At 70.0% G+C, this 19,912-nt stretch carries 23 protein-coding genes and 2 tRNA genes; 20 read left to right on the top strand and 5 right to left on the bottom strand.

The genetic code is table 11. The annotated features are described in order from the left end of the window. The first annotated feature begins 362 nt into the window (after window positions 1-362). The 15 genes from AC3RXZ_RS06325 to AC3RXZ_RS06255 all read left to right on the top strand — a co-directional run bounded on the left by AC3RXZ_RS06325 (window position 363) and on the right by AC3RXZ_RS06255 (window position 13,165). Window positions 363-1,352 (top strand): TadA family conjugal transfer-associated ATPase, encoded by a 990-nt coding sequence (locus AC3RXZ_RS06325; protein WP_491493458.1) that lies wholly within the window; start codon window positions 363-365, stop codon window positions 1,350-1,352. After that, window positions 1,346-2,251 (top strand): type II secretion system F family protein, encoded by a 906-nt coding sequence (locus AC3RXZ_RS06320; protein WP_243224580.1) that lies wholly within the window; start codon window positions 1,346-1,348, stop codon window positions 2,249-2,251. Before AC3RXZ_RS06325 ends, AC3RXZ_RS06320 begins: the two co-directional genes overlap by 7 nt. Before the next feature lie 50 nt (window positions 2,252-2,301). After that, entirely contained in the window at window positions 2,302-2,511 is a 210-nt protein-coding gene (locus AC3RXZ_RS06315; RefSeq protein WP_243224581.1) for a DUF4244 domain-containing protein, read from the top strand. Between the two features lie 32 nt (window positions 2,512-2,543). Then, the gene (locus AC3RXZ_RS06310) at window positions 2,544-2,855 is read left to right on the top strand and encodes a TadE family type IV pilus minor pilin (protein ID WP_243224582.1); all 312 of its coding nucleotides are present in this window, start codon (window positions 2,544-2,546) and stop codon (window positions 2,853-2,855) included. Then, window positions 2,855-3,184 (top strand): Rv3654c family TadE-like protein, encoded by a 330-nt coding sequence (locus AC3RXZ_RS06305; protein WP_243224583.1) that lies wholly within the window; start codon window positions 2,855-2,857, stop codon window positions 3,182-3,184. The genes AC3RXZ_RS06310 and AC3RXZ_RS06305 overlap by 1 nt, the downstream gene beginning before the upstream one ends. Window positions 3,185-3,261: 77 nt before the next feature. Beyond that, window positions 3,262-6,111, top strand: a complete 2,850-nt coding sequence (gene topA / locus AC3RXZ_RS06300; RefSeq protein WP_491493457.1) for a type I DNA topoisomerase — start codon at window positions 3,262-3,264, stop codon at window positions 6,109-6,111. Then, window positions 6,108-6,734, top strand: a complete 627-nt coding sequence (tmk, locus tag AC3RXZ_RS06295) for a dTMP kinase (RefSeq protein ID WP_491493456.1) — start codon at window positions 6,108-6,110, stop codon at window positions 6,732-6,734. The genes topA and tmk overlap by 4 nt, the downstream gene beginning before the upstream one ends. Window positions 6,735-6,927: 193 nt before the next feature. After that, window positions 6,928-8,085, top strand: a complete 1,158-nt coding sequence (locus AC3RXZ_RS06290) for a DNA polymerase III subunit delta' (protein WP_491493455.1) — start codon at window positions 6,928-6,930, stop codon at window positions 8,083-8,085. Next, window positions 8,082-9,641: an alpha/beta hydrolase gene (locus AC3RXZ_RS06285; RefSeq protein ID WP_491493454.1), complete on the top strand. Its 1,560-nt coding sequence runs from the start codon at window positions 8,082-8,084 to the stop codon at window positions 9,639-9,641. The genes AC3RXZ_RS06290 and AC3RXZ_RS06285 overlap by 4 nt, the downstream gene beginning before the upstream one ends. A gap of 60 nt (window positions 9,642-9,701) precedes the next feature. Further along, window positions 9,702-9,777 (top strand) — tRNA-Thr (locus AC3RXZ_RS06280). 110 nt (window positions 9,778-9,887) lie between these two features. Then, the gene (locus AC3RXZ_RS06275; protein ID WP_491493453.1) at window positions 9,888-10,493 is read left to right on the top strand and encodes a TetR/AcrR family transcriptional regulator; all 606 of its coding nucleotides are present in this window, start codon (window positions 9,888-9,890) and stop codon (window positions 10,491-10,493) included. Window positions 10,494-10,507: 14 nt separating this feature from the next. Further along, a complete protein-coding gene (locus AC3RXZ_RS06270) occupies window positions 10,508-11,365 on the top strand; it encodes a 3-hydroxyacyl-CoA dehydrogenase (RefSeq protein WP_491493452.1) in 858 nt (285 codons plus the stop codon). 59 nt (window positions 11,366-11,424) lie between these two features. Then, window positions 11,425-11,994 (top strand): isochorismatase family protein, encoded by a 570-nt coding sequence (locus tag AC3RXZ_RS06265; protein ID WP_243224590.1) that lies wholly within the window; start codon window positions 11,425-11,427, stop codon window positions 11,992-11,994. Then, window positions 11,994-12,521, top strand: a complete 528-nt coding sequence (locus AC3RXZ_RS06260; RefSeq protein ID WP_491493506.1) for a DUF1697 domain-containing protein — start codon at window positions 11,994-11,996, stop codon at window positions 12,519-12,521. The genes AC3RXZ_RS06265 and AC3RXZ_RS06260 overlap by 1 nt, the downstream gene beginning before the upstream one ends. Continuing rightward, window positions 12,518-13,165 carry a YigZ family protein gene (locus AC3RXZ_RS06255; RefSeq protein WP_491493451.1) on the top strand — a complete coding sequence of 216 codons (648 nt, stop codon included), beginning with the start codon at window positions 12,518-12,520 and terminating at the stop codon, window positions 13,163-13,165. Before AC3RXZ_RS06260 ends, AC3RXZ_RS06255 begins: the two co-directional genes overlap by 4 nt. Before the next feature lie 6 nt (window positions 13,166-13,171). On the opposite strand, the gene AC3RXZ_RS06250 is transcribed toward AC3RXZ_RS06255, so the two are convergent. Beyond that, window positions 13,172-13,597, bottom strand: a complete 426-nt coding sequence (locus AC3RXZ_RS06250; RefSeq protein WP_491493450.1) for a pyridoxamine 5'-phosphate oxidase family protein — start codon at window positions 13,595-13,597, stop codon at window positions 13,172-13,174. A gap of 9 nt (window positions 13,598-13,606) precedes the next feature. Further along, window positions 13,607-13,822 carry a hypothetical protein gene (locus AC3RXZ_RS06245; RefSeq protein ID WP_243224594.1) on the bottom strand — a complete coding sequence of 72 codons (216 nt, stop codon included), beginning with the start codon at window positions 13,820-13,822 and terminating at the stop codon, window positions 13,607-13,609. A gap of 25 nt (window positions 13,823-13,847) precedes the next feature. On the opposite strand from AC3RXZ_RS06245, the gene AC3RXZ_RS06240 reads away from it, so the two are divergent. Next, window positions 13,848-14,369, top strand: coding sequence for a CGNR zinc finger domain-containing protein (locus AC3RXZ_RS06240; protein WP_243224595.1), 522 nt, complete (start codon window positions 13,848-13,850; stop codon window positions 14,367-14,369). A 3-nt stretch (window positions 14,370-14,372) separates the two neighbouring features. Here AC3RXZ_RS06240 and AC3RXZ_RS06235 read toward each other — a convergent pair whose 3' ends face one another. From AC3RXZ_RS06235 to AC3RXZ_RS06225, 3 genes are all read right to left on the bottom strand, one after another. Continuing rightward, window positions 14,373-14,921 (bottom strand): type 1 glutamine amidotransferase domain-containing protein, encoded by a 549-nt coding sequence (locus AC3RXZ_RS06235; protein WP_491493449.1) that lies wholly within the window; start codon window positions 14,919-14,921, stop codon window positions 14,373-14,375. Window positions 14,922-15,030: 109 nt separating this feature from the next. Beyond that, a tRNA-Lys gene (locus AC3RXZ_RS06230) sits at window positions 15,031-15,103 on the bottom strand. A 126-nt stretch (window positions 15,104-15,229) separates the two neighbouring features. Further along, window positions 15,230-15,886: a fasciclin domain-containing protein gene (locus AC3RXZ_RS06225; protein ID WP_491493448.1), complete on the bottom strand. Its 657-nt coding sequence runs from the start codon at window positions 15,884-15,886 to the stop codon at window positions 15,230-15,232. Between the two features lie 152 nt (window positions 15,887-16,038). Here AC3RXZ_RS06225 and AC3RXZ_RS06220 point away from each other — a divergent pair, with 152 nt between their 5' ends. The 4 genes from AC3RXZ_RS06220 to AC3RXZ_RS06205 are packed head-to-tail and all read left to right on the top strand — an operon-like array spanning window position 16,039 to window position 19,792. Then, window positions 16,039-17,748: a cytochrome c biogenesis protein DipZ gene (locus AC3RXZ_RS06220; RefSeq protein WP_491493447.1), complete on the top strand. Its 1,710-nt coding sequence runs from the start codon at window positions 16,039-16,041 to the stop codon at window positions 17,746-17,748. A 40-nt stretch (window positions 17,749-17,788) separates the two neighbouring features. Next, window positions 17,789-18,388, top strand: coding sequence for an ECF RNA polymerase sigma factor SigK (gene sigK, locus AC3RXZ_RS06215; protein WP_243224599.1), 600 nt, complete (start codon window positions 17,789-17,791; stop codon window positions 18,386-18,388). Further along, window positions 18,385-19,146 carry an anti-sigma factor gene (locus AC3RXZ_RS06210; RefSeq protein ID WP_491493446.1) on the top strand — a complete coding sequence of 254 codons (762 nt, stop codon included), beginning with the start codon at window positions 18,385-18,387 and terminating at the stop codon, window positions 19,144-19,146. Before sigK ends, AC3RXZ_RS06210 begins: the two co-directional genes overlap by 4 nt. A gap of 19 nt (window positions 19,147-19,165) precedes the next feature. Then, window positions 19,166-19,792 (top strand): DNA-directed RNA polymerase subunit beta, encoded by a 627-nt coding sequence (locus AC3RXZ_RS06205; protein WP_491493445.1) that lies wholly within the window; start codon window positions 19,166-19,168, stop codon window positions 19,790-19,792. The last annotated feature ends 120 nt before the right edge of the window (window positions 19,793-19,912 follow it).

Here is a 19,912-nt window from a genome sequence, read left to right as displayed (position 1 = left end):
TTGCAGCGGACGAGGTCGTGCAGGGCACACGACCGTGACACGGTGAATCTAGTGTGCACCCCCGACGTCGAGTACTGCCGAAAGTCGGTAACGGCGCGGGTTTTGTCAGGACGGTGTCGACACGTACACTCGACGACAGCCGAATTCTCATTCCGGCCTTGGCGTGTCCCCTTTCCCCCGATCGGGGCGCGTCGTGGGCGGCATCTCATTCCCCCCGTGAGGTGCCGCCCATTCCGTTCTCGGCCGCTTCCCTGCGGCACGGGAAGTCACTCGTTCTGCACGAGATCCTGCTCCCGATCTCTTCTGCACAGATCGCGGATTCCGCCCCTCCGCAGCGCCGCGCCGCCTTCTAGCGTCGACGCATGCCCACGCCGTTCGTCATCGCCCCGCTCGGCCCCGGAGGAGGATCCGAGGCCGTCGCGATCGATCCCGCCTTCGGTCCGCTGGCCGTGCACTGCGCGGACGAGGCGGTCACCGACGTGTTCGTCAACGGCTCCGACGGGCTCTTCGTGGACAGGGGCCGTGGTGCCGAGCCGGTGGCGGGATGGTGCGCCTCCGAGCGCGAGGTGCGCGACCTGGCCGTCGCGCTCGTGGGTCTCGGGGGTCGTCACCTCGACGACCGCTCGCCCTGCGTCGATGTCCGCCTGGCGCACGGCATCCGGGTGCACGCCGTGCTCGCCCCGGTATCCGCCACCGGCACGGCGCTGTCGGTGCGCATCCCGCGCGTGCACGCCGGCGATCTGTCCGGGCTCCGCGATCTCGGATGCTTCGACGAACGCCGCCGCCTCTGGCTGGAGGACCTCGTCGCTCGGAGGGCGAACATCCTCATCACCGGGGGCACGGGAACGGGGAAGACCACGCTGCTGAGCGCGCTGCTGTCCGCTGCCCCCGCTCGGGATCGCATCGTCACGATCGAGGACGTGGCCGAGCTCCGGCCGCGTCACCCGCACCATGTGGCGCTCGAGGCGCGGCAGGCGAATCTCGAGGGCGCCGGCGGGATCACGCTCGCCCGTCTCGTGCGCGAATCGCTGCGAATGCGCCCCGACCGGCTCGTCGTGGGCGAATGCCGAGGAGAAGAGGTGCGCGAGCTGCTGACCGCGCTGAACACCGGGCACGACGGCGGCGCGGGCACTCTGCACGCCTCCGGGCTCGCCGACGTCCCTGCGCGGTTGGAGGCGCTGGGAGCCCTCGCCGGCATGGACGCGACGGCGCTCGCGCGACAGGTCGTCAGCGCCTTCACGATCGTGCTGCACCTGGCGCGGGATGCCGACGGTATACGGCGGATCGAGAGCGCCGGCCGATTCGTCCTGCGCGGAGACCGGCTCGGCATCGAGGAGGCGGCACCATGGTGACGCTGACCCGCCGCACGGCACCGGATGCCGACACCGCCGTCGACGCAGCGGTCACGGTGCGCATGCTCGCCGTGCTGTTGCAGGCGGGCGCGGCACCGCTGGCCGCCTGGCGGCATCTCGCCGCCACCGGCGACGCCCGTGCCGCACGGGTCGTCGCTCGCTGCGAGGCCGGGCAACCGCTCGCCGTCGCCATCGAGTCCGAAGGCGGTGCATGGCGCGACGTCGCGTCGGCGTGGGAGATCGCGGCACACGTCGGCGCGCCTCTGGCCGACGTCCTCCGTTCGCTCGCCGAAACGCTGCAGGATGCCGCGGCCGCCGCCGACGACGTGCGCATCGCCCTGGCCGAACCCGCCGGCACCGCGCGACTGCTGCTGTGGATGCCGCCGTTCGGTCTGCTGCTCGGGTTCGCGCTGGGATTCGACACCCTCACGGTGATCACGACGCATCCGATCGGGATCGCGTGCGTCGTCGGGGGCCTGCTGCTCGTCCTGGCGGCGCGACTGTGGACGGCGAAGCTGGTGCGCTCCGCGCAGCCGGACGCACGCACTCCGGGCATGCACACCGAGCTCGTCGCCGTCGCGCTCGCCGGCGGCGTCTCGATCGAACGCGCGCTGCGCCTCGTCGCGGACAGCCCGTCGGGCGGGAGTGCGGCCTCGACGCGGACCGGCGGGGTGCTGGAACTGTCCCGTGCCGCCGGTGTGCCGGCCATCGAGCTGCTGCGAGCGTCGTCGGCGCAGGAGCGCCAGGACGCCCGCATCGCCGGCCGGCTGCGGGCCGCGCGGCTGTCCAGCCGGCTGCTCATCCCGCTCGGCGTGTGCACGCTGCCGTCGTTCCTGCTGCTCGGCGTCGCGCCGCTGCTGCTGAGCGTGCTGGCCTCGACGCCCTTGCCGCCCCTGTGAGCCCCGGATCGTCTGCGATCCACCCAGAGAAGAAGGAAAGAAAGAGGTACATGATGAACAGGAACGAGAAGCTCCCCGCCCTGACCAGGGGCAGGGCCGCCCGGCTCTTCGCCGACGAGTCCGGTGCCGCGACGGCCGAGTATGCGATCACGACGATGGCGGCTGTCGCGTTCGCCGGACTGCTGGTGGTGATCATGCGGTCCGATGAGGTGCGCGGCATCCTGACCGACCTGGTGCGCCGGGCTCTCACGGTGTCGTGATGCGCGTGCGTCGCCGGGACGAGGAGGGAACGGTGGCCGCCGAACTGGCCGTCGCCGTTCCCGCGGTCCTCGTCGTCCTCCTCCTCGGTGTCTCGGCGCTGGGAGCGGCGGCGCAGCAGGTGACTCTGCAGGACGCCGCCGCCGACGCCGCGCGACTGCTCGGTCGAGGCGAGCCGGCGTCCGCTGCCGCAGCCGCCGTGGCGCGCGCCGTGGACGGTGCGCGTGTCAGCACGCAGATCCAGGACGACCTCGCCTGCGTGACCGCGCGCGCCGAGGTCAGGATCGGCCGCATCGTCTCCGTTCCGCTGCAGGCGTCCAGCTGCGCCCTGGCCGGAGGCCTGTGATGGCGGGCACCAGCATCTCCGCCGGCGTGCTCGCGATCGCGGCGACCCTCTCCCTGGGGCTCGCCGCGGTCGGGGGAGCGGCCGTGACCGCGCAGCGGGTGGCCGGTGCGGCCGACGCCGCGGCTCTCGCCGCCGCCGACGCGGCATCCGGAGCCGTTCCGGCCGCGGACGGTCCGTGCGCGCTCGCCGCGCGGGTCGCCGCGGCATCCGGGGCGCAGCTCGCGCAGTGCGATCTCGCCGGTCTCGTGGCGACCGTCACCGTCCAGGCGAAGTACGCTGGACTCGACGCCGTCTCCCGAGCCCGCGCCGGGCCACCCGAGGGATTCTGACGGTCGATTCCACACAGCCGCTGAGAAGACATCCGAACAGCGGTGTGTATGGTGTGCTTCGAAGAAAGGACGCACCCTTGGCTGAAGGCAAGAAGCTCGTCATCGTCGAGTCGCCGACGAAGATGCGGTCGATCCAGGGCTATCTCGGCGATGGGTACGAGGTGCTCAGCTCCGTCGGGCACATCCGCGACCTCGCCGACAAGAAGGACATCCCGGCCGCCGACAAGAAGGCGTACGGGAAGTACTCCATCGACATCGACAACGGCTTCGACCCGTACTACGTCGTCTCGGACCGCAAGTCCAAGACCGTCGCCGAGCTCAAGCGCGCCCTGAAGTCCGCCGACGAACTGCTGCTCGCCACGGATGAGGACCGCGAGGGCGAGGCGATCGCCTGGCACCTGCTGGAGACCCTCAAGCCCAAGGTCCCCGTCAAGCGGATGGTCTTCCACGAGATCACCAAGGACGCGATCCAGGCCGCCGTCGGCAACACGCGCGAGCTCGACCTGGCGCTCGTCGACGCGCAGGAGACCCGGCGCATCCTCGACCGGCTCTACGGCTGGGACGTCTCGCCCGTGCTCTGGTACAAGGTGAAGTCGGGGCTGTCGGCCGGTCGCGTGCAGTCCGCGGCGACCCGCATGATCGTCGACCGCGAGCGCGAGCGCATGGCGTTCGTCTCGGCCGACTACTGGGATGTCGAGGCCGCAGCGTCCGCAGGCAGTGCGTTCCGCGTGCGCCTGGTCCGCGTCGACGGCGGCCAGCTCGCCCGCGGCACGGACTTCGACGACACCGGAAAGCTGAAGAAGGCCGTCGTCGTCCTCAGCGAGGAGAAGGCGCAGGCGCTCGCCCGTGCCGTCGACGCCGCCGGCACCGGCACCGTCACCAAGGTCGAGGCGAAGCCCGGCACGCGCAGCCCGTACGCTCCCTTCACGACGTCGACCCTGCAGCAGGAAGCGGGGCGCAAGCTCTCGATGAGCGCGAAGCAGGCGATGAGCGTCGCCCAGCGCCTCTATGAGAAGGGGTACATCACCTATATGCGCACCGACTCCACGGCGCTGAGCACCCAGGCGGTGCAGGCGGCGCGGAGTCAGGCCGTGTCCCTCTACGGCGACAGCGCCGTGCCCCTCAAGCCGCGCGTGTACAAGTCCAAGAGCAAGAACGCACAGGAGGCGCACGAGGCGATCCGCCCCTCCGGGGAGACGTTCCGCACTCCGGCATCCGTGTCCTCGCAGCTCGACCGCGAAGAGCTGCGCCTCTACGACCTGATCTGGAAGCGCACCGTCGCCAGCCAGATGGCCGACGCCAAGTACGAGACCACGACCGTGACGCTGTCCGTCCAGGCGGCCGGCCAGATCGCTGAGTTCACCGCCTCCGGCACGGTCTACACCTTCAAGGGCTTCCTGGAGGCGTACGAAGAGGGGCGCGACGAGAAGCGCAACTCGCAGGACGCCGCCGAGAACCAGTCCCTCCCCGCCGTCGCCGTCGGCGACGAACTCGGGATGTCGGATGCCGAGGCGAAGGGGCACCGGACGACTCCGAAGCCCCGTTACACCGAGGCCTCGCTCGTCAAGGCGCTCGAGGAGCACGGCATCGGCCGTCCCTCGACCTTCGCCAGCATCATCGGAACGGTGATCGATCGCGGTTACGCGACCAAGCGCGGTCAGGCGCTCGTCCCCACCTGGCTCGCGTTCAGCGTGGTCCGTCTGCTCGAGGAGCACTTCGCCGACCTCATCGACTACGACTTCACGGCGGCCCTCGAGGACGACCTCGACGCGATCGCCCGGGGAGAGCAGAACCGGGTCGAGTGGCTCAAGGAGTTCTACTTCGGCTCCGAGGCCCAGGTCGGGCTGCGCCAGGTCGTCGACAACCTCGGCGAGATCGATGCGCGTGCACTGAACTCGACGCGCATCACCGACACCGCGACCCTGCGCTTCGGCAAGTACGGACCGTATCTCGAGGTCGCCGATCCCGCGCATCCGGACGAGAAGCCGCGCATCGTCAACGTCCCGGAGGATCTCGCCCCCGACGAGCTGACGGCCGAGAAGGCGCAGGAGCTCATCGACGCTCCCGTCGCGGGAGACCGCGTCCTCGGCGAGAACCCGGAGAACGGCAAGGTGGTCGTCGTCAAGGACGGCCGGTTCGGTCCGTACGTGCAGGAGAACGATCCGGTCTCCGAGGACGCCGCGGTCGACGAGGCCACCGGCGAGGTCGTCGAGCAGCCGAAGAAGAAGAGAGGCGCGAAGAAGGAGGCTGCTCCCAAGCCGCGTACCGCTTCGCTGTTCCGCTCCATGTCCGTCGACACGATCGACCTCGACACCGCGCTGAAGCTGCTGAGCCTGCCCCGCATCGTCGGGGCGGACCCCGAATCCGGGGAGGAGATCACCGCGCAGAATGGCCGGTTCGGCCCCTACCTGAAGAAGGGCACGGACTCGCGCTCGCTGGAGAGCGAGTCGCAGATCTTCGACGTCACCCTCGAGCAGGCGCTCGAGATCTACGCCCGGCCGAAGTACGGCGCGGGATCCCGTCGCGCGTCGAGCGCCCTGGCTGAGTTCGACGCGGACCCGGTCAGCGGCAAGCCGATCCGCATCCGCGACGGACGCTTCGGCGCGTACGTCACCGACGGCGAGACGAACGTCACGATCCCGCGCGGCCAGCAGGTGCAGGACATCACGTTCGAGATCGCGGTGCAGATGCTCGCCGACAAACGTGCCAAGGGGCCGGCCCCCAAGCGCGGCACGGCGAAGAAGACCGCCGCGAAGAAGGCCCCGGCGGCGAAGAAGACGGCGGCGGCGAAGTCCGCGACGAAGAAGGCTCCGGCCAAGAAGGCGCCGGCGAAGACGGATGCCGAGAAGGCGGCCGCACGGTCGGCAGCGGCGAAGAAGGCCGCCGCGACCCGCGCGGCCAACGCCGCCGCGAAGGCCAAGGCGTGACCGGGAGCACCGGCGTCTGGATCACCCTCGAGGGCGGGGACGGCTCCGGCAAGACGACGCAGGCGAACCTCCTCGAGGCCTGGCTCGCGGACGCCGGACGTCGGGTGCTGCGCACGCGCGAACCCGGCGGCAGCGACGTCGGTCAGCTCATCCGGGCCATCGTGCTGCACCATCGCGGTGACATCGCACCACGAGCGGAGGCGCTGCTGTACGCCGCGGACCGCGCGCACCATGTCGCCACGGTCGTCCGCCCCGCGCTGGAGCGCGGAGACGTCGTGATCCAGGACCGCTACCTGGATTCCTCGGTCGCGTATCAGGGGGCGGGGCGGGTGCTGGATGCCGCCGAGATCCGCGAACTGTCGCTGTGGGCGACCGAAGGAGCGCTCCCCGATCTCACGGTGCTGCTCGATCTCGATCCGACCGCTGCCCGGGCACGCCTCGACGCGGACGACAAGCCGTTCGACAGGCTGGAGGCCGAGAAGGCCGATTTCCACATCCGCGTCCGCGAGTCGTATCTCGCGCTGGCGGATGCCGAACCCGAGCGCTTCCTCGTGCTGGATGCCGCGGCATCCCCGTCCGAGATCGCGGACGCGGTCCGCGCTCGGGTCTCGTCCCTCCTCTGACGCGTTCTTCCTCTGACGCATCCCTCCCGCGACGCATCCCTCCCGCGACGCGTCCTCCTCGCGTTCTGCGCCACTTCTCGACGTATGCGCCAGTAAGTTCCTGTGGCGGATGCCGAAAGGTGGCGCAGAACCGGCGGGACAGCGCGGACCCGCCGGACGGGGTCACGTCGGTGGCGCCGGTTAGGCTGGAGCCATGACCGCCGCCCCCGTCGCCCCGTTCCCGTGGGCGGAGGTGTGGGGGCAGGAGGACGCCGTCGAGACGCTGCGTGCCGCGGCATCCGACCCGGCTTCGCTCTCGCACGCCTGGCTCATCACCGGTCCGCCGGGTTCCGGACGGTCGACCCTCGCCTACGCGTTCGCCGCGGCCCTCATCGCGAACGGCGCCGACGACGAGCACACCATGCGTCAGGTCCTGGCGGGCACCCATCCGGACGTTACGGCCCTGCGCACCGACAAGGTCATCATCACGATCGCCGAAGCCAGGGCTCTCGTCGAGCGCTCGTACTTCGCGCCCTCCACCGGCCGATACCGGGTGATCGTCGTCGAGGATGCCGACCGCATGGTCGAGCGCACCTCGAACGTTCTGCTCAAGGCGCTGGAGGAGCCGCCGGAGCGCACGGTCTGGGTCCTCTGCGCGCCGAGTGAGGCCGACCTGCTGCCGACCATCCGATCCCGCGTGCGCGCCCTGCGCCTGCGTGAGCCGGACGTCGACGATGTGGCACGGCTCATCACCCAGCGCACGGGGGTCGATGCCGCCACCGCCGAGCAGGCGGCCAGGCATGCTCAGCGCCACATCGGCATGGCGCAGCGCCTCGCCACGGACGACGCGACCCGTCGTCGCCGGGAGGACACCCTGCGCTCCGTCCTGGGCGTGCGCGGCGTCCGCGACGCGGTGGAGGTCGCCGGGACGATCATCCAGGCGGCCACGGATGACGCCAAGGCGCTCACGGCCGAACGCGACGAGGCCGAGCGCGCCTCCCTCCTGCGCACCGTCGGCGTGGCGGAGGGGCAGGCCGTGCCTCCGGCGCTGCGGGCACAGATCTCCGCGCTCGAGGACGAGCAGCGCAAGCGTGCGACCCGCAGTCTGCGCGACGGCATCGACCGGATGCTCACCGACCTGCAGTCGCTGTACCGCGACGTCGTGATGCTGCAGTACGGACGCGGGGACGATCTGATCAACCGCGAACTGGCGTCCGAGCTGGGCGCGCTCGCCGCGGATTGGCCGGTGGCACGTACGCTGGTCGTGCTGGACCACCTGACCGAGACCAGGGAATCGCTGGAGCGCAACGTCGCCGCGCTGCTGGCCTTGGAGAGCTTGCTCGTGACCGTCGCGAGCGGGAGGAAACCGTGAACACCCGAAAGACTTCTCGCCTGCGTCGTGTCGCCGCAGCGGCCGCAGCCCTCGTGGCGGCATCCCTCGTCCTGTCCGGATGCCTGTACGCCGCGATCCCCGAGGGGCAGGCCCCGCGCCCGTCCACGACGAACGCTCCGGACACCGAGGGCGTCTCCGAGGAGCTGATGCCGTTCTACAGCCAGCCCCTGACATGGGAGCAGTGCGGCGACGGGTTCGACTGCACGTATGTAACGGCGCCGCTGGACTGGGAGAACCCGTCCTCCGGCGAGACGATCGAGCTGTCGGTCCTCCGCCACCAGGCCACCGGCACCCCGCTCGGGTCGCTGCTGACCAACCCCGGCGGACCGGGTGCTAGCGGTGTCGACTTCATCCGCGACAACCTGACCTACGCGGTGGGCGAGGATCTGATCGAGAGCTACGACGTGATCGGCTTCGATCCGCGCGGAGTGGGGGATTCCACCGCCGTGTCGTGCTTCGACGCCGCGAACATGGACAAGTACCTCTACGACATCCCGGCGGCTCCGCGGGGAACCGAGGAGTGGGAGAACGAACTGCTGGGTGCGCACCAGGCCTTCGCCGACGCGTGCGAGGCGAACAGCGGCGGCATCCTGCCCCACATCACGACGGTGAACTCGGCGCGCGACCTGGACCTCCTGCGCGCGGTGCTCGGAGACCAGCAGCTCAACTACCTCGGCTTCTCGTACGGCACGTTCCTCGGTGCCACCTACGCGGAGCTGTATCCCGAGAAGGCCGGCCGGCTCGTCCTGGACGGCGCGATCGACCCCTCGACGCCCGGACTCGAGGTCAGCACGACGCAGGGCGTCGGGTTCGAGTCGGCGCTGCGCGCCTATATGCAGTCGTGCCTCGACTCCGGGGAGTGCCCGTTCAACGGTTCCGTGGACGAAGCGATGGCCGATCTCGGCGCCCTCCTCGCCTCCGTCGACCGCAGCCCGCTCGACAACGGCGACGGCCGTCGGATGGGCGCCGACTCGATGATGACCGGGATCATCGCGGCGCTGTACTCGCAGGACAGCTGGACCTACCTCACCCAGGGCCTCACCGAAGCGCTGCAGGGGGACCCGTACACGATGTTCGTGCTCGCGGACTTCTACAACGGCCGTGAGGACGGCGTCTATCTCGACAACTCGACCGAGGCGTTCCGGGCCTACAACTGCATGGACTACCCGGTCGAGGACGATCCGGATGCCGAGGCCGCCGCCGAGAAGCTCCTGGCCGAGAAGGCCCCGACCGTCGCGCCGTACTGGTCGGGCCCGGACTCCTGCTCCGTCTGGCCGTACCCGCCGACCGGCACGCGGGAGGAGGTCCACGCGGAGGGGGCCGGACCCATCGTCGTGGTGGGGACCACGAACGATCCCGCGACGCCGTACGCGTGGTCCGAGGCGCTCGCTGAGCAGCTCGACGAGGGCGTGCTCGTCACCCGCGTGGGCGAGGGGCACACCGGCTACAACAAGGGCAACCGCTGCGTGGACGAAGCGGTCGAGGCGTTCCTCCTCGACGACACCGTCCCCGAGGACGGCCTGCGATGCGAGTGATTTCGCAGTAGGCGCTCCGACAGGGTAAGATCGTTGATCGTGCCGCTGTTCGCAGCGCACGCCGCCTTAGCTCAGTCGGCAGAGCATTTCACTCGTAATGAAAAGGTCGTCAGTTCGATTCTGACAGGCGGCTCCAGATCGAAGAGGGACCCGGTTCAACCGGGTCCCTCTTCTTTTGCGTTCGCGCCCCGATCGAAAAAAAGGAGTAAGCTCATTAATGAGCAAGCTCAGTAGTGAGGAGGCGAGATGACCGGCCGGCGCGACCGCAACATGCGGGAGAAGCGGACGCGGATCCTCGAAGCGGCGGCGGCGCTCTTCGAAGAGCGCGGGTTCGCTGCGGTCACCACTCAGCAGATCTCCGACCGAGCGGATGTCGCCGCGGGCACGCTGTTCCGCTATGCGTCCTCCAAGGGGGAGCTGCTGCTCATGGTCTACAACGAGCGGTACCGCGCCGTCATCGACGAGGGCGCGCTGCACGCGGCATCCGCATCGGATCCCGAGCAGGCCGTGCTCTCCTTCGTGGGGCCGGTGATCGAGTGGGCGGCCGGGCATCCGGAGAACAGCACGGCGTACCAGCGGGAGCTGATGTTCGGCGCGCCCACCGAGCGGTTCCGCGCCGAAGGACTGTCGCTGGTCGCGGATTTCGAGGACAGGATCGCAGAGCTTCTCGCCGGCTCTGCGGGCCGCGATCCGGCCGCAGCCGCGGCTGCCGGCGCGGTCTTCGCCGTCGTGCATCTCGCGATCGCGCGGCTGGCGCACCGTCCGCGCACCGCCGAGGACGCCGCGCTGCTGCGGCGTCAGATCGGCCAGATCATCACAGGTTTCCGCGCCGAACCCCGCGCGGAACAATAAGGGAAGGAAGGGCGATGACCGACATCACGAATGTCACCGTGCTCGGAACCGGCGTCCTGGGATCGCAGATCGCGTACCAGACCGCCTTCAGCGGATTCGAGGTGACCGCATACGACATCAGCGAGGAAGCCCTCGCACAGGCCGAGGAGCGATTCCGCGGCCTCGCCGACACGTATCGCGCCGACGGCGTCGAGGGCGCAGCCGAGGGCAAGGCAGACGAGGCGCTCGGGCGCATCCGCCGCTCCGCCGACCTCGCGGACGCCGTGAAGGATGCTGACCTCGTCATCGAGGCGGTCCCCGAGGTGCTCGAGATCAAGCAGCAGACCTATGAGAAGCTCGCAGCCGTCGCGCCGGAGAAGACGATCTTCGCGTCGAACTCGTCGACGCTGCCCCTGAGCGCGCTCAAGGAGCACACCGGACGCCCCGCCCGGTTCGTCGGCCTGCACTTCGCGAACCAGGTCTGGAAGTTCAACACCGGAGAGGTCATGGCCACGGCCGACACGGATCCGGCCGTCTTCGACACCCTGCTCGAATTCGCAGCCGAGATCGGCATGGTCCCGATCCCGATCCGCAAGGAGAAGCCGGGCTGGCTCCTGAACTCGCTCCTCGTGCCCTTCTTGAGCGCCGCGCAGGACCTCGCCTTCGGCGGCTACGCAGAGCCCGCCGACATCGACAAGGTCTGGCGCATCGCGACGGGAGCGCCCAAGGGCCCGTTCCAGATCCTGGACATCATCGGCCTCACCACCCCGTACAACATCGCGGTCCACGGGGACGAGCACCAGCAGCAGATCGCCGCGTGGCTGAAGGAGAACTACATCGACAAGGGCAAGCTCGGCATCGCGTCGGGCGAGGGCTTCTACTCGTACGAGTGATCTCCTCGACGGCCCCGGCGCCCTGTGCGGGACCGGGGCCGTCGGCGTACGCTCGGAGTATGACCAGGGCTCTTCTCATCGTGGACGTGCAGAACGACTTCACCGAGCGCGGGGCTCTCGCCGTCGACGGCGGGGACGCCGTGGCCGCGGCGGTCTCGGAGCACCTCGCCGAGCATGCGGCCGAGTACGACGTCGTCATCGCCTCGCGCGACTGGCACGACGCCGAAGGCGACAACGGCGGCCATTTCGCGGACGAGCCGGACTTCGTCGACACCTGGCCGGTGCACTGCGTGGCCGGCACGGAGGGGGCGGAGTACGACCCGCTGTTCGCGACGGATGCCGTGACCCATCATGTCCGCAAGGGGCAGGGCAGGCCCGCGTACTCGATGTTCGAGGGGGTCACGGAAGACGGCGAGACCGTCGCCGACGTCCTGAGCGCCCACGGCGTGCTCACCGCCGACGTCGTCGGCATCGCGACCGACCACTGCGTGAGGGCCTCGGCGCTGGATGCGATCGCGCACGGCGTGCACATCCGGATCCTCACCGGGCTCGTGGCGGGCGTCGGGGAGGACTCCAGCGCGGCCGCTCTCGCCGAGCTGGCTCACGCCGGCGCCGAACTGGTCCCGTGATGCGCAGCGTCCTCCTGCTGCGCGCCGTGAACGTGTCCGGGCGCAACCGCGTGCCGATGGCCGAGCTGCGCGAGGCACTGGCTGCCAAGACCGACCTGCAGGACGTGAGCACGTACATCGCCAGCGGCAACATCATCTGCGATGCGCCGGCGGATGCCGCAGCGGCCTGCGAGCGGGTCCGGAAGGTGATCGCGGACGCGTTCGATGTCGACACGCCGGTCATCGCCCGAACCCACGAGGAACTGACGACCGCACTGGATGCACTGCCGTTCGGCGACGGGGACGAGAAGTACGTGCACGCGATGTTCCTGGCCGCCGAGCCCGCCGACGGTACGGTCGAGGCGCTCGAGGGAAGGCTCGTGCCGGGGGAGCGGATCGCCCTGATCGGACGAGACCTGTGGATCGACTACGCCTCGGGGGTGCAGAACACCAGACTCACGACGTCCGTGTTCGACCGGGCGCTCGGGGTCGCCGGCACCGGACGAAACCTCCGCACGGTGCGCAGACTCGCCGACCTGACCGCATGACGTCGTATCCGTCGACGATCGGCGCCCCCGTCGAGCACGAGCTGGTGATCAAGAAGTCCCGCTTCCTCGCGCACGTCGCGCCGGTCGGGTCGACGGAAGAGGCGGATGCCGTCATCGCGGGCATCCGGAAGAAGCACTGGGACGCCCGGCACAACTGCTCGGCGCAGATCTCCGGGCTGCGCGGCGACCGAGCCCGGTCATCCGACGACGGGGAGCCCTCCGGGACAGCGGGAGTGCCGATGCTCGAAGTGCTGCGCCGACGGGAGCTGACGGATGTCGTCGCGGTCGTGACGCGCTACTTCGGCGGCGTGAAGCTCGGAGCCGGCGGGCTCGTGCGCGCGTACTCGTCCGCGGTGTCCGAAGCGCTGGATCTGGCCACGATCCTGGAGCGGACGCTGCTCGTTCAGGCCCGGATCCCCGTTCCGCACGCAGACGCCGGCCGCATCGACAATCTGCTGCGCGAGTGGGTCGCACGCGGCGCGGCAGCGCTCGGCGAGACGCGCTACGGGGCGCAGGCGGAGTTCGAGGTGTGGATGCCTGAGCCGGCGATGACCGCTCTCGAGGAGGAGCTGTCGGCATGGTCCTCGGGCGCGCTGCGCGTCACGAGCACGGGTCTGTCCCGCGTGGCCGACGTGGCGCGGTGAGACGCGTCACCACCGTGCTTCGCGGACGGCCGCCGGCCGCCGGGAGGCGTCGTAGACGCGCACCCAGTCGAGGCGCACCGCGATCACCAGGAATCCGTCGTCGAGCGCGCGGGACCCGGGGAATCGACGCTGATACGCACGACCGTGCTGTTCGCGGTCGTCTCCTTCCGAGATCCGCGCCTCGCCCTCGAGCTGCACGCTGACCTCTTGCTCATCCGTCACCACGATCGCGACGCGCGGGCGCACGCGGACGTTGCCGACCTTCCGCGCGGACGCCGAGGCGTTGAAGATCAGGGTGCCGTCGTCGAGCGCCGCAAGCCCGACGAACGCCGCCTCGGGCGACCCGTCCGATGTGACCGTGGCGACGACGCCGCCTCCCACGCCGTCGACGAAGCGGGCGACCGAGGAGCGCGAGCACGGATCGGGGATCATCGCTCCACGCTAGGGCATCGCCGTGCTCTGCGGCACGATGCCGCTCAGGGCCTGCGGCGGGACCGTTCCCGCGGATTCGAGGTCGACCCGTCGCGCACCGCATCCGGTGCAGCGGACGTACACGATCCGTCCCTCGCTCGTCGCGTGGCGTGATTCCGTGATCCAGCCGTGTTCGTGCGCGGGGCGGATCGGGGTGGGGACGGGCCGAGTGTGCAGCGAAGCCATGCGTTCATCGTGCTGTAATGGTCTTGTGCATCTCAACCCTTACGGCGAATATGCGGTGCTCCTCGCGGCATCCCTGGCGAACGACTGGCCGGCGGATCGCGCCGCGATCGAGGAGCGCACGCTCGACGGCGGCATGACGATGGTCTTCCCGCCGGCGCCCGACGATCACGCCGCCGTCCGTGCGGTCATCGACGAGTGGCTGGAGATCGTGGACGAGGGGGACCCCGATCGGCGCGCGGCGCTGCTCAACACGCGGTTGGCCGAGGCGGCCGCCTATCCGCGACTCACCAACCACGACGGGGAGGGATGGCACCTGCACTATCGCGATGACGTGCCGTCGCTGCCGTTCGTGCTGCGCGCCATCATCAACCTGGGCACCGCGCTGCACCTGGTCACCCGCGGCATGCATCGCCTCGGGCGCTGCGAGGCGGCCCCGTGCACGAACGTCGTTGTCGATGTCACGCGCAACGGACGCCAGCGGTTCTGCTCCGTGCGCTGCGCGAACCGGGCCGCCGTGCGCCGGCACAGGGCGCGCACCGAGGGATAGGGATCACGCGTGCTGGCGCCGGTGGACGCCCTCGCCGATCTCCTCGATCACCTTGGCGTTGAAAGCCGGCAGGTCGTCCGGGGTCCGGCTGGAGACGAGGCCCTGGTCGACCACGACCTCCCGGTCGACCCAGGCGGCTCCGGCGTTGCGCAGGTCGGTGGCCAGGCTGGGGTAGCTCGTCAGGGTCCGTCCGTCCACGACTCCGGCCTCGATCAGGATCCAGGCGCCATGGCAGATGACGCCCACCGGCTTCTGCTGTTCGAAGAACGCACGGGCGAACGCGATCGAGTCCTGATCCAGACGGAGGTGATCCGCGTTCATGACGCCGCCGGGCAGGACCAGTGCGTCGAAGTCGTCGGCTGCGGCATCCGCCGCGGCCAGGTCCACGGCCTGCACATGCCCGTTCTTCCCGGTGATGTCGTCCTGCTCAGGAGACACCATCGTCGCCGCGGCCCCGGCACCGGTCACCGCCTGCCAGGGACTCGTCAGTTCGCTGTCCTCGAAACCGTTCGTCGCGAGGAACGCCACCGAGGCGTCGGTGAGATGGGTCATGGCTGCATCCTTTCGGGGAGGAGGGAGGTCCGGTGCGGACGACTCCACGATCTCTCCGATCGGCGCGCGCGTGCAGGGGGTCGCGCTGGATGGTCGAGAGTGATAACGGTGGGCCCCGTGGGGCTCGAACCCACGACCCGCGGATTAAAAGTCCGATGCTCTGCCAACTGAGCTAGAGGCCCGTCCTTCCAGTCTAGGGCGCGCGGAAAGGGCCGTCGGCGACACAGCCCGCCGACGGCCCGATCATCTCAGCTCATCCCCATGAGCCTGAGGCTGCGCCGTTCCTCCCCGAGACGGCGCTTCCCGGCTCACGCGGCCGGGGGCATGAGGACCGCGTCGATCAGGTACACGGTCGCGTTCGCGGTCTGCACTCCGCCGCAGACGATGTTGGCGTCGTTGACCATCCACATGTCTCCGCTTCCCGTGACCTCGAGGTCGCCGCCCTGCACGGTGGTGTGCGTCCCGGCGATGTCGGCGGGTTCGATCTGACCGGGGACCACGTGGTAGGTCAGGATCGACGAGAGGGTCTCGGAATCGCTCTTGAGGCCCTCGATGGTCGCGGGGTCGATGGCGGCGAAGGCATCGTCCACCGGCGCGAAGACGGTGAACTCGTCACCGTTCAGCGTGTCCACCAGGTTCACGTCCGGGTTGAGCTCGCCGCTCACCGCCGACACGAGGGTCGTCAGCAGCGGGTTGTTGGATGCCGCGACCGCCACCGGGTCCTGGGACATGCCCTGGATGGAGCCGTCGCCGTCCGGAACGGCCTCGGCGTAGGCCTCGCACCCGGGACCGACGAGGTTCGCGGCCGGATCCATCGTCTCGGGCGCCTCCTCCGATGTCTCCGGAGCGCTGGGCTCGGTGGGCTCCTCGGCCGTGTCCGTCCCCATCGAACAGCCCGCCAGCACGAGAACGCCGGCGAACCCGAGCGCCAGTGCCGCGGCCATCTTCTTCTTGGTGCTGAACATCTCTACCTCCGTAGATCCGAGCCACGGCCTTCCCGCGGCGTCATCCTCTCTTCGGAGCCTTCGCGCGATCGGATGGGAATCCGACCTCCTCGCAGTCGCGGCAATCCGATCCGGGCGTCCGAGCCGAAGCACTCATGACGGAAGGCGGGGACATGGATCTCATCATCATCGGGCTGCTCGGCGGCCTCATCACGGGGATATCGCCGTGCATCCTGCCGGTGCTTCCGGTCATCTTCCTCACCGGCGGGGCGCAGTCCGCGCGATACGAGAGCGCCGACGGCATCATCCCCGCGCGGCGCAGCCGTCCGTACCTGGTCATCGCGGGACTCGTGCTGAGCTTCACCCTCGTGACGCTCACGGGATCGCTCGTGCTCGGTGCGCTCGGCCTGCCGCAGGACGTCATCCGGTGGGCCGGGATCGTCGTCCTGCTCGTCATCGGCGTCGGCCTGCTCGTCCCGCGGTTCGAGCAGCTGCTGGAGAAGCCGTTCCAGTGGCTGCCGCGCAAGCAGGTCCAGAACCGCGGCAGCGGATTCGGCGTCGGACTGGCGCTCGGCGCGGTCTTCGTGCCTTGCGCCGGACCGGTGCTCGCGGCCATCATCGTCGCCGGAGCCACAGGGCAGATCGGCATCGGCACCGTGCTGCTGACCGTCTCGTTCGCCGTGGGCGTCGCCGTTCCGCTGCTCGTCTTCGCGCTTGCCGGTCGAGGGCTCGTCGAGCGGATCCGGGCCTTCCGCATGCGCGAACGCGGTTTGCGGATCGCAGCCGGCGTCGCGATGATCGCCCTCGCTGTCGGCCTCGTGTTCGAGGTGCCCCAACTGCTGCAGCGACTGGTGCCCGATTACACCGCGGAGCTGCAGCAGGGGCTCGCCGAGGAGCAGGAGGACGCGCTCGGTCTCGGCGGTCTCGTCACGGACGAGAACCGGGAACTCGACAACTGCACGAACGGCGCGCAGGAGCTGGAGTCGTGCGGTGCGGCGCCGTCCATCCGCGGCATCCAGGAGTGGATGAACACGCCCGGCGGCGCCGCCGTCGATCTCGAGGACCTTCGCGGCCAGGTCGTCCTGATCGACTTCTGGGCGTACTCCTGCATCAACTGCCAGCGCTCCATCCCGCATGTGGTCGCGTGGGATCAGGCGTACGCGGACGCCGGCCTGCAGGTGATCGGCATCCATTCTCCCGAATACGCCTTCGAGAAGGACCCGGCCAACGTCGCCGCCGGCATCGCCGACTTCGGAATCGACTACCCCGTCGCGCTCGACAACGATCTCTCGACGTGGACGAACTATCGCAACCGGTACTGGCCGGCGCACTATCTGATCGACGCGGAGGGCGTCGTGCGTCATATCTCGTTCGGCGAGGGCCACTACGCGGCGACGGAGAAGCTCATCCGGGAGCTGCTCGACGCGGCCGATCCCGGAGTCGTGCTGCCCCCGCCGACGGACGTCGACGACACGACCCCCGAGCTCGGCTCCACCACGCGCGAGACGTTCCTGGGGTCCTCCAAGGACGTCAACTACGGCGGCGAGGGACCGTACGGAGCGGGGACCACGACGTTCGACCTCCCCGATGAGCAGCCGAAGGACAGTTTCGCGCTACGTGGCACCTGGGACATCGCCACCCAGTACGCCACGCCGAGCGGGCGGGGCGGGACGATCAGACTCGACTACCGCGCATCGGAGGTCCGGATGGTGCTCGCGGGCGCGGGGGAGGTCGTGGTGCGGGACGGTCAGGGGAACCGGCGGGTCGTCACCGTCGAGGGCACTCCTCGCTCCTACGAGGTGGTGAAGGGTGACGACGGACACGGCATCCTCACGGTCGACGTGCCGGAAGGAGTCGAGGTGTACTCCTTCACCTTCGGGTGAGGCGGTGCGCCGGATGCGGGAGACAGGAGGTGGATGCGGCATGCTTGTGGAGATGGTCATCGATGGCGTGGACGTGCCGGAGGACGGCTCGGCGGGGGACCTCGCCGCCGATCTCCTCGTTCGCGTCGCCGGGGGAGACCAGCGCGCGTTCGCGGAGCTCTACGACCTGCTCTCGTCCCGCGTGTTCGGACTCATCCTCCGCGTCCTCGTGAATCGCGCGCAGAGCGAGGAGGTGCTCCAGGAGGTCTTTCTGGAAGTGTGGCAATCCGCTTCCCGCTTCGCTCCGAACAAGGGACAGGGGAGAACCTGGATCCTCACCATCGCTCATCGTCGCGCGGTCGACCGCGTCCGTGCGTCGCAGTCCAGCGCCGACCGCGACGTCAAGGCGGGAATCCGTGATCTCGGCGTCGCGCACGACAGCGTGGCCGAGCAGGTCGAGTTGAGCCTCGAGGGGGAGCGGGTCGTCGCTGCGCTGGACGCGCTCTCGGAACCGCAGCGCGAGGCGCTCGTCCTGTCCTACTACGGCGGATACAGTCAGAGCGAGATCGCGGTGCTCACCGGAGCTCCGCTGGGGACGATCAAGACACGGATGAGGGACGGACTAACGCGCCTGAGGAGCGAGATGGGGGTGATCGCATGAACGAGAAGGACTTCGCAGAGCTGTCCGCCGGGCATGCGCTGAACGCCCTGTCTCCCGAAGAGGAACGCCGCTATGCCGACGTCCTGCGAGAGCACCCGGAATGGCAGAGCATCGCAGCGGCGGATGCGGAGACCGTCGCCGTGCTCGCCGAGACGCCGCCGTCGCGCACGCCTCCACCCGCTATCCGGGACGACCTGCTCCGCCGGATCGCGAGCACCTCGCAGGATGCCGAGACACCCGGCGCGGGCATCGACGGTCCCGTTCCGCAGGGCGACGCGGTCGTGCCGCGGTCGTCGCCGCGGCGGCGGAGCCGGCTGCTGTTCGCGCTCGCCGCATGTCTCGTCCTGGTCGTGGGCATCGGCGCCGGGGCCGCTGTCCTCATCGGTCAGCTCCAACGACCGGCGGCTGTCGTGGCGCTGGAGCGCATCGAGAACGCCCCCGATGCGCAGGAGGCCTCGGTCGAGCTCGAGACGGGCGGCACCGCGACGGCGCACTGGTCGGAGTCCGTCGGAAGCGCCGTCCTCGTGACGGACGGCCTGGAGCCGCTGGCGGAGGACCGGACCTACGAGCTCTGGTACGTGCGCGGTGACGCGCCGGTCTCAGCCGGCGTGTTCGACGTCGAGGATTCCGCCGGCACCGCCGTGCTCGAAGGAGAGATGCAGCCCGGGGACGCGATCGCGGTCACGGTGGAGCAGGCCGGCGGGTCGCCGACGGGTGCTCCCACGACCGATCCGATCATCGTGATCCCCACCGCGTGACCGCGACTAGCCTGGAGAGATGTCCGAGTTCCATCGACCGGTTCGCCGACCCTCGGCTTCTTTCGACAACCTCGCCGGTTCTGTGAGCGCGGCCGAGAGGTCGCGGGTCGCGCACGCGACGGCGGCAGCGCTGGTCTCGCGTGCCCGGGCGGATGAGAGCGGGACGAGCACAGAGCGGCTGATCGCGTTCACGGACGAGCACGGGATCGACGAGATCGCCGAACTCTGGTCGGGCGCGCCCGCCGTCTCCCTGCCGGGAGCCCTCTGGCGCCTGTATCTGCTGCAGCTGGCGATCCACCGCGACGCGCAGACCGCGGCGCTCCTCTACGAGCGCGGTCGCGTCGAGCTGCCGACCGTGGATGCCGCGGTGGCCGGTGCCCCGGCTCCGGCGAGCCCCGAGGAACTCGTGGTCCTGATCGATGCCATCCTCCGCGGCGCCTTCCGCGGCGACTTCGCGGTCGCCCTCGAGCGCGCGGCGGCGTTCTGCCGGGTGCAGGCCTCCGGAGCGACGCACGTCGCGGATGACTACGAGGCCACCGAGCCGGCGCGCGCGAGCGAGCTGACCACGCGGGCGTTGCGGCTGAGCACCTACGCCCGTGACCTCGCCTCGTGCGCGAACGCCTGGCGTGCCGGCATCCTGACCTGACGGCGGCGGATCGGGGTCGAAAGCGGAGGGCAGAGAAGAGCCGGGCCGCAAGAACGCCTCTCGGCGGAAGGCCGCTCGCAGCGGCAGAAGTTGGAGCCCGGGGTTATGCGGCCCGGCCAC

Source organism: Microbacterium cucumeris, from assembly GCF_058349845.2.
This window is presented reverse-complemented; position numbering and strand designations above follow the sequence as displayed.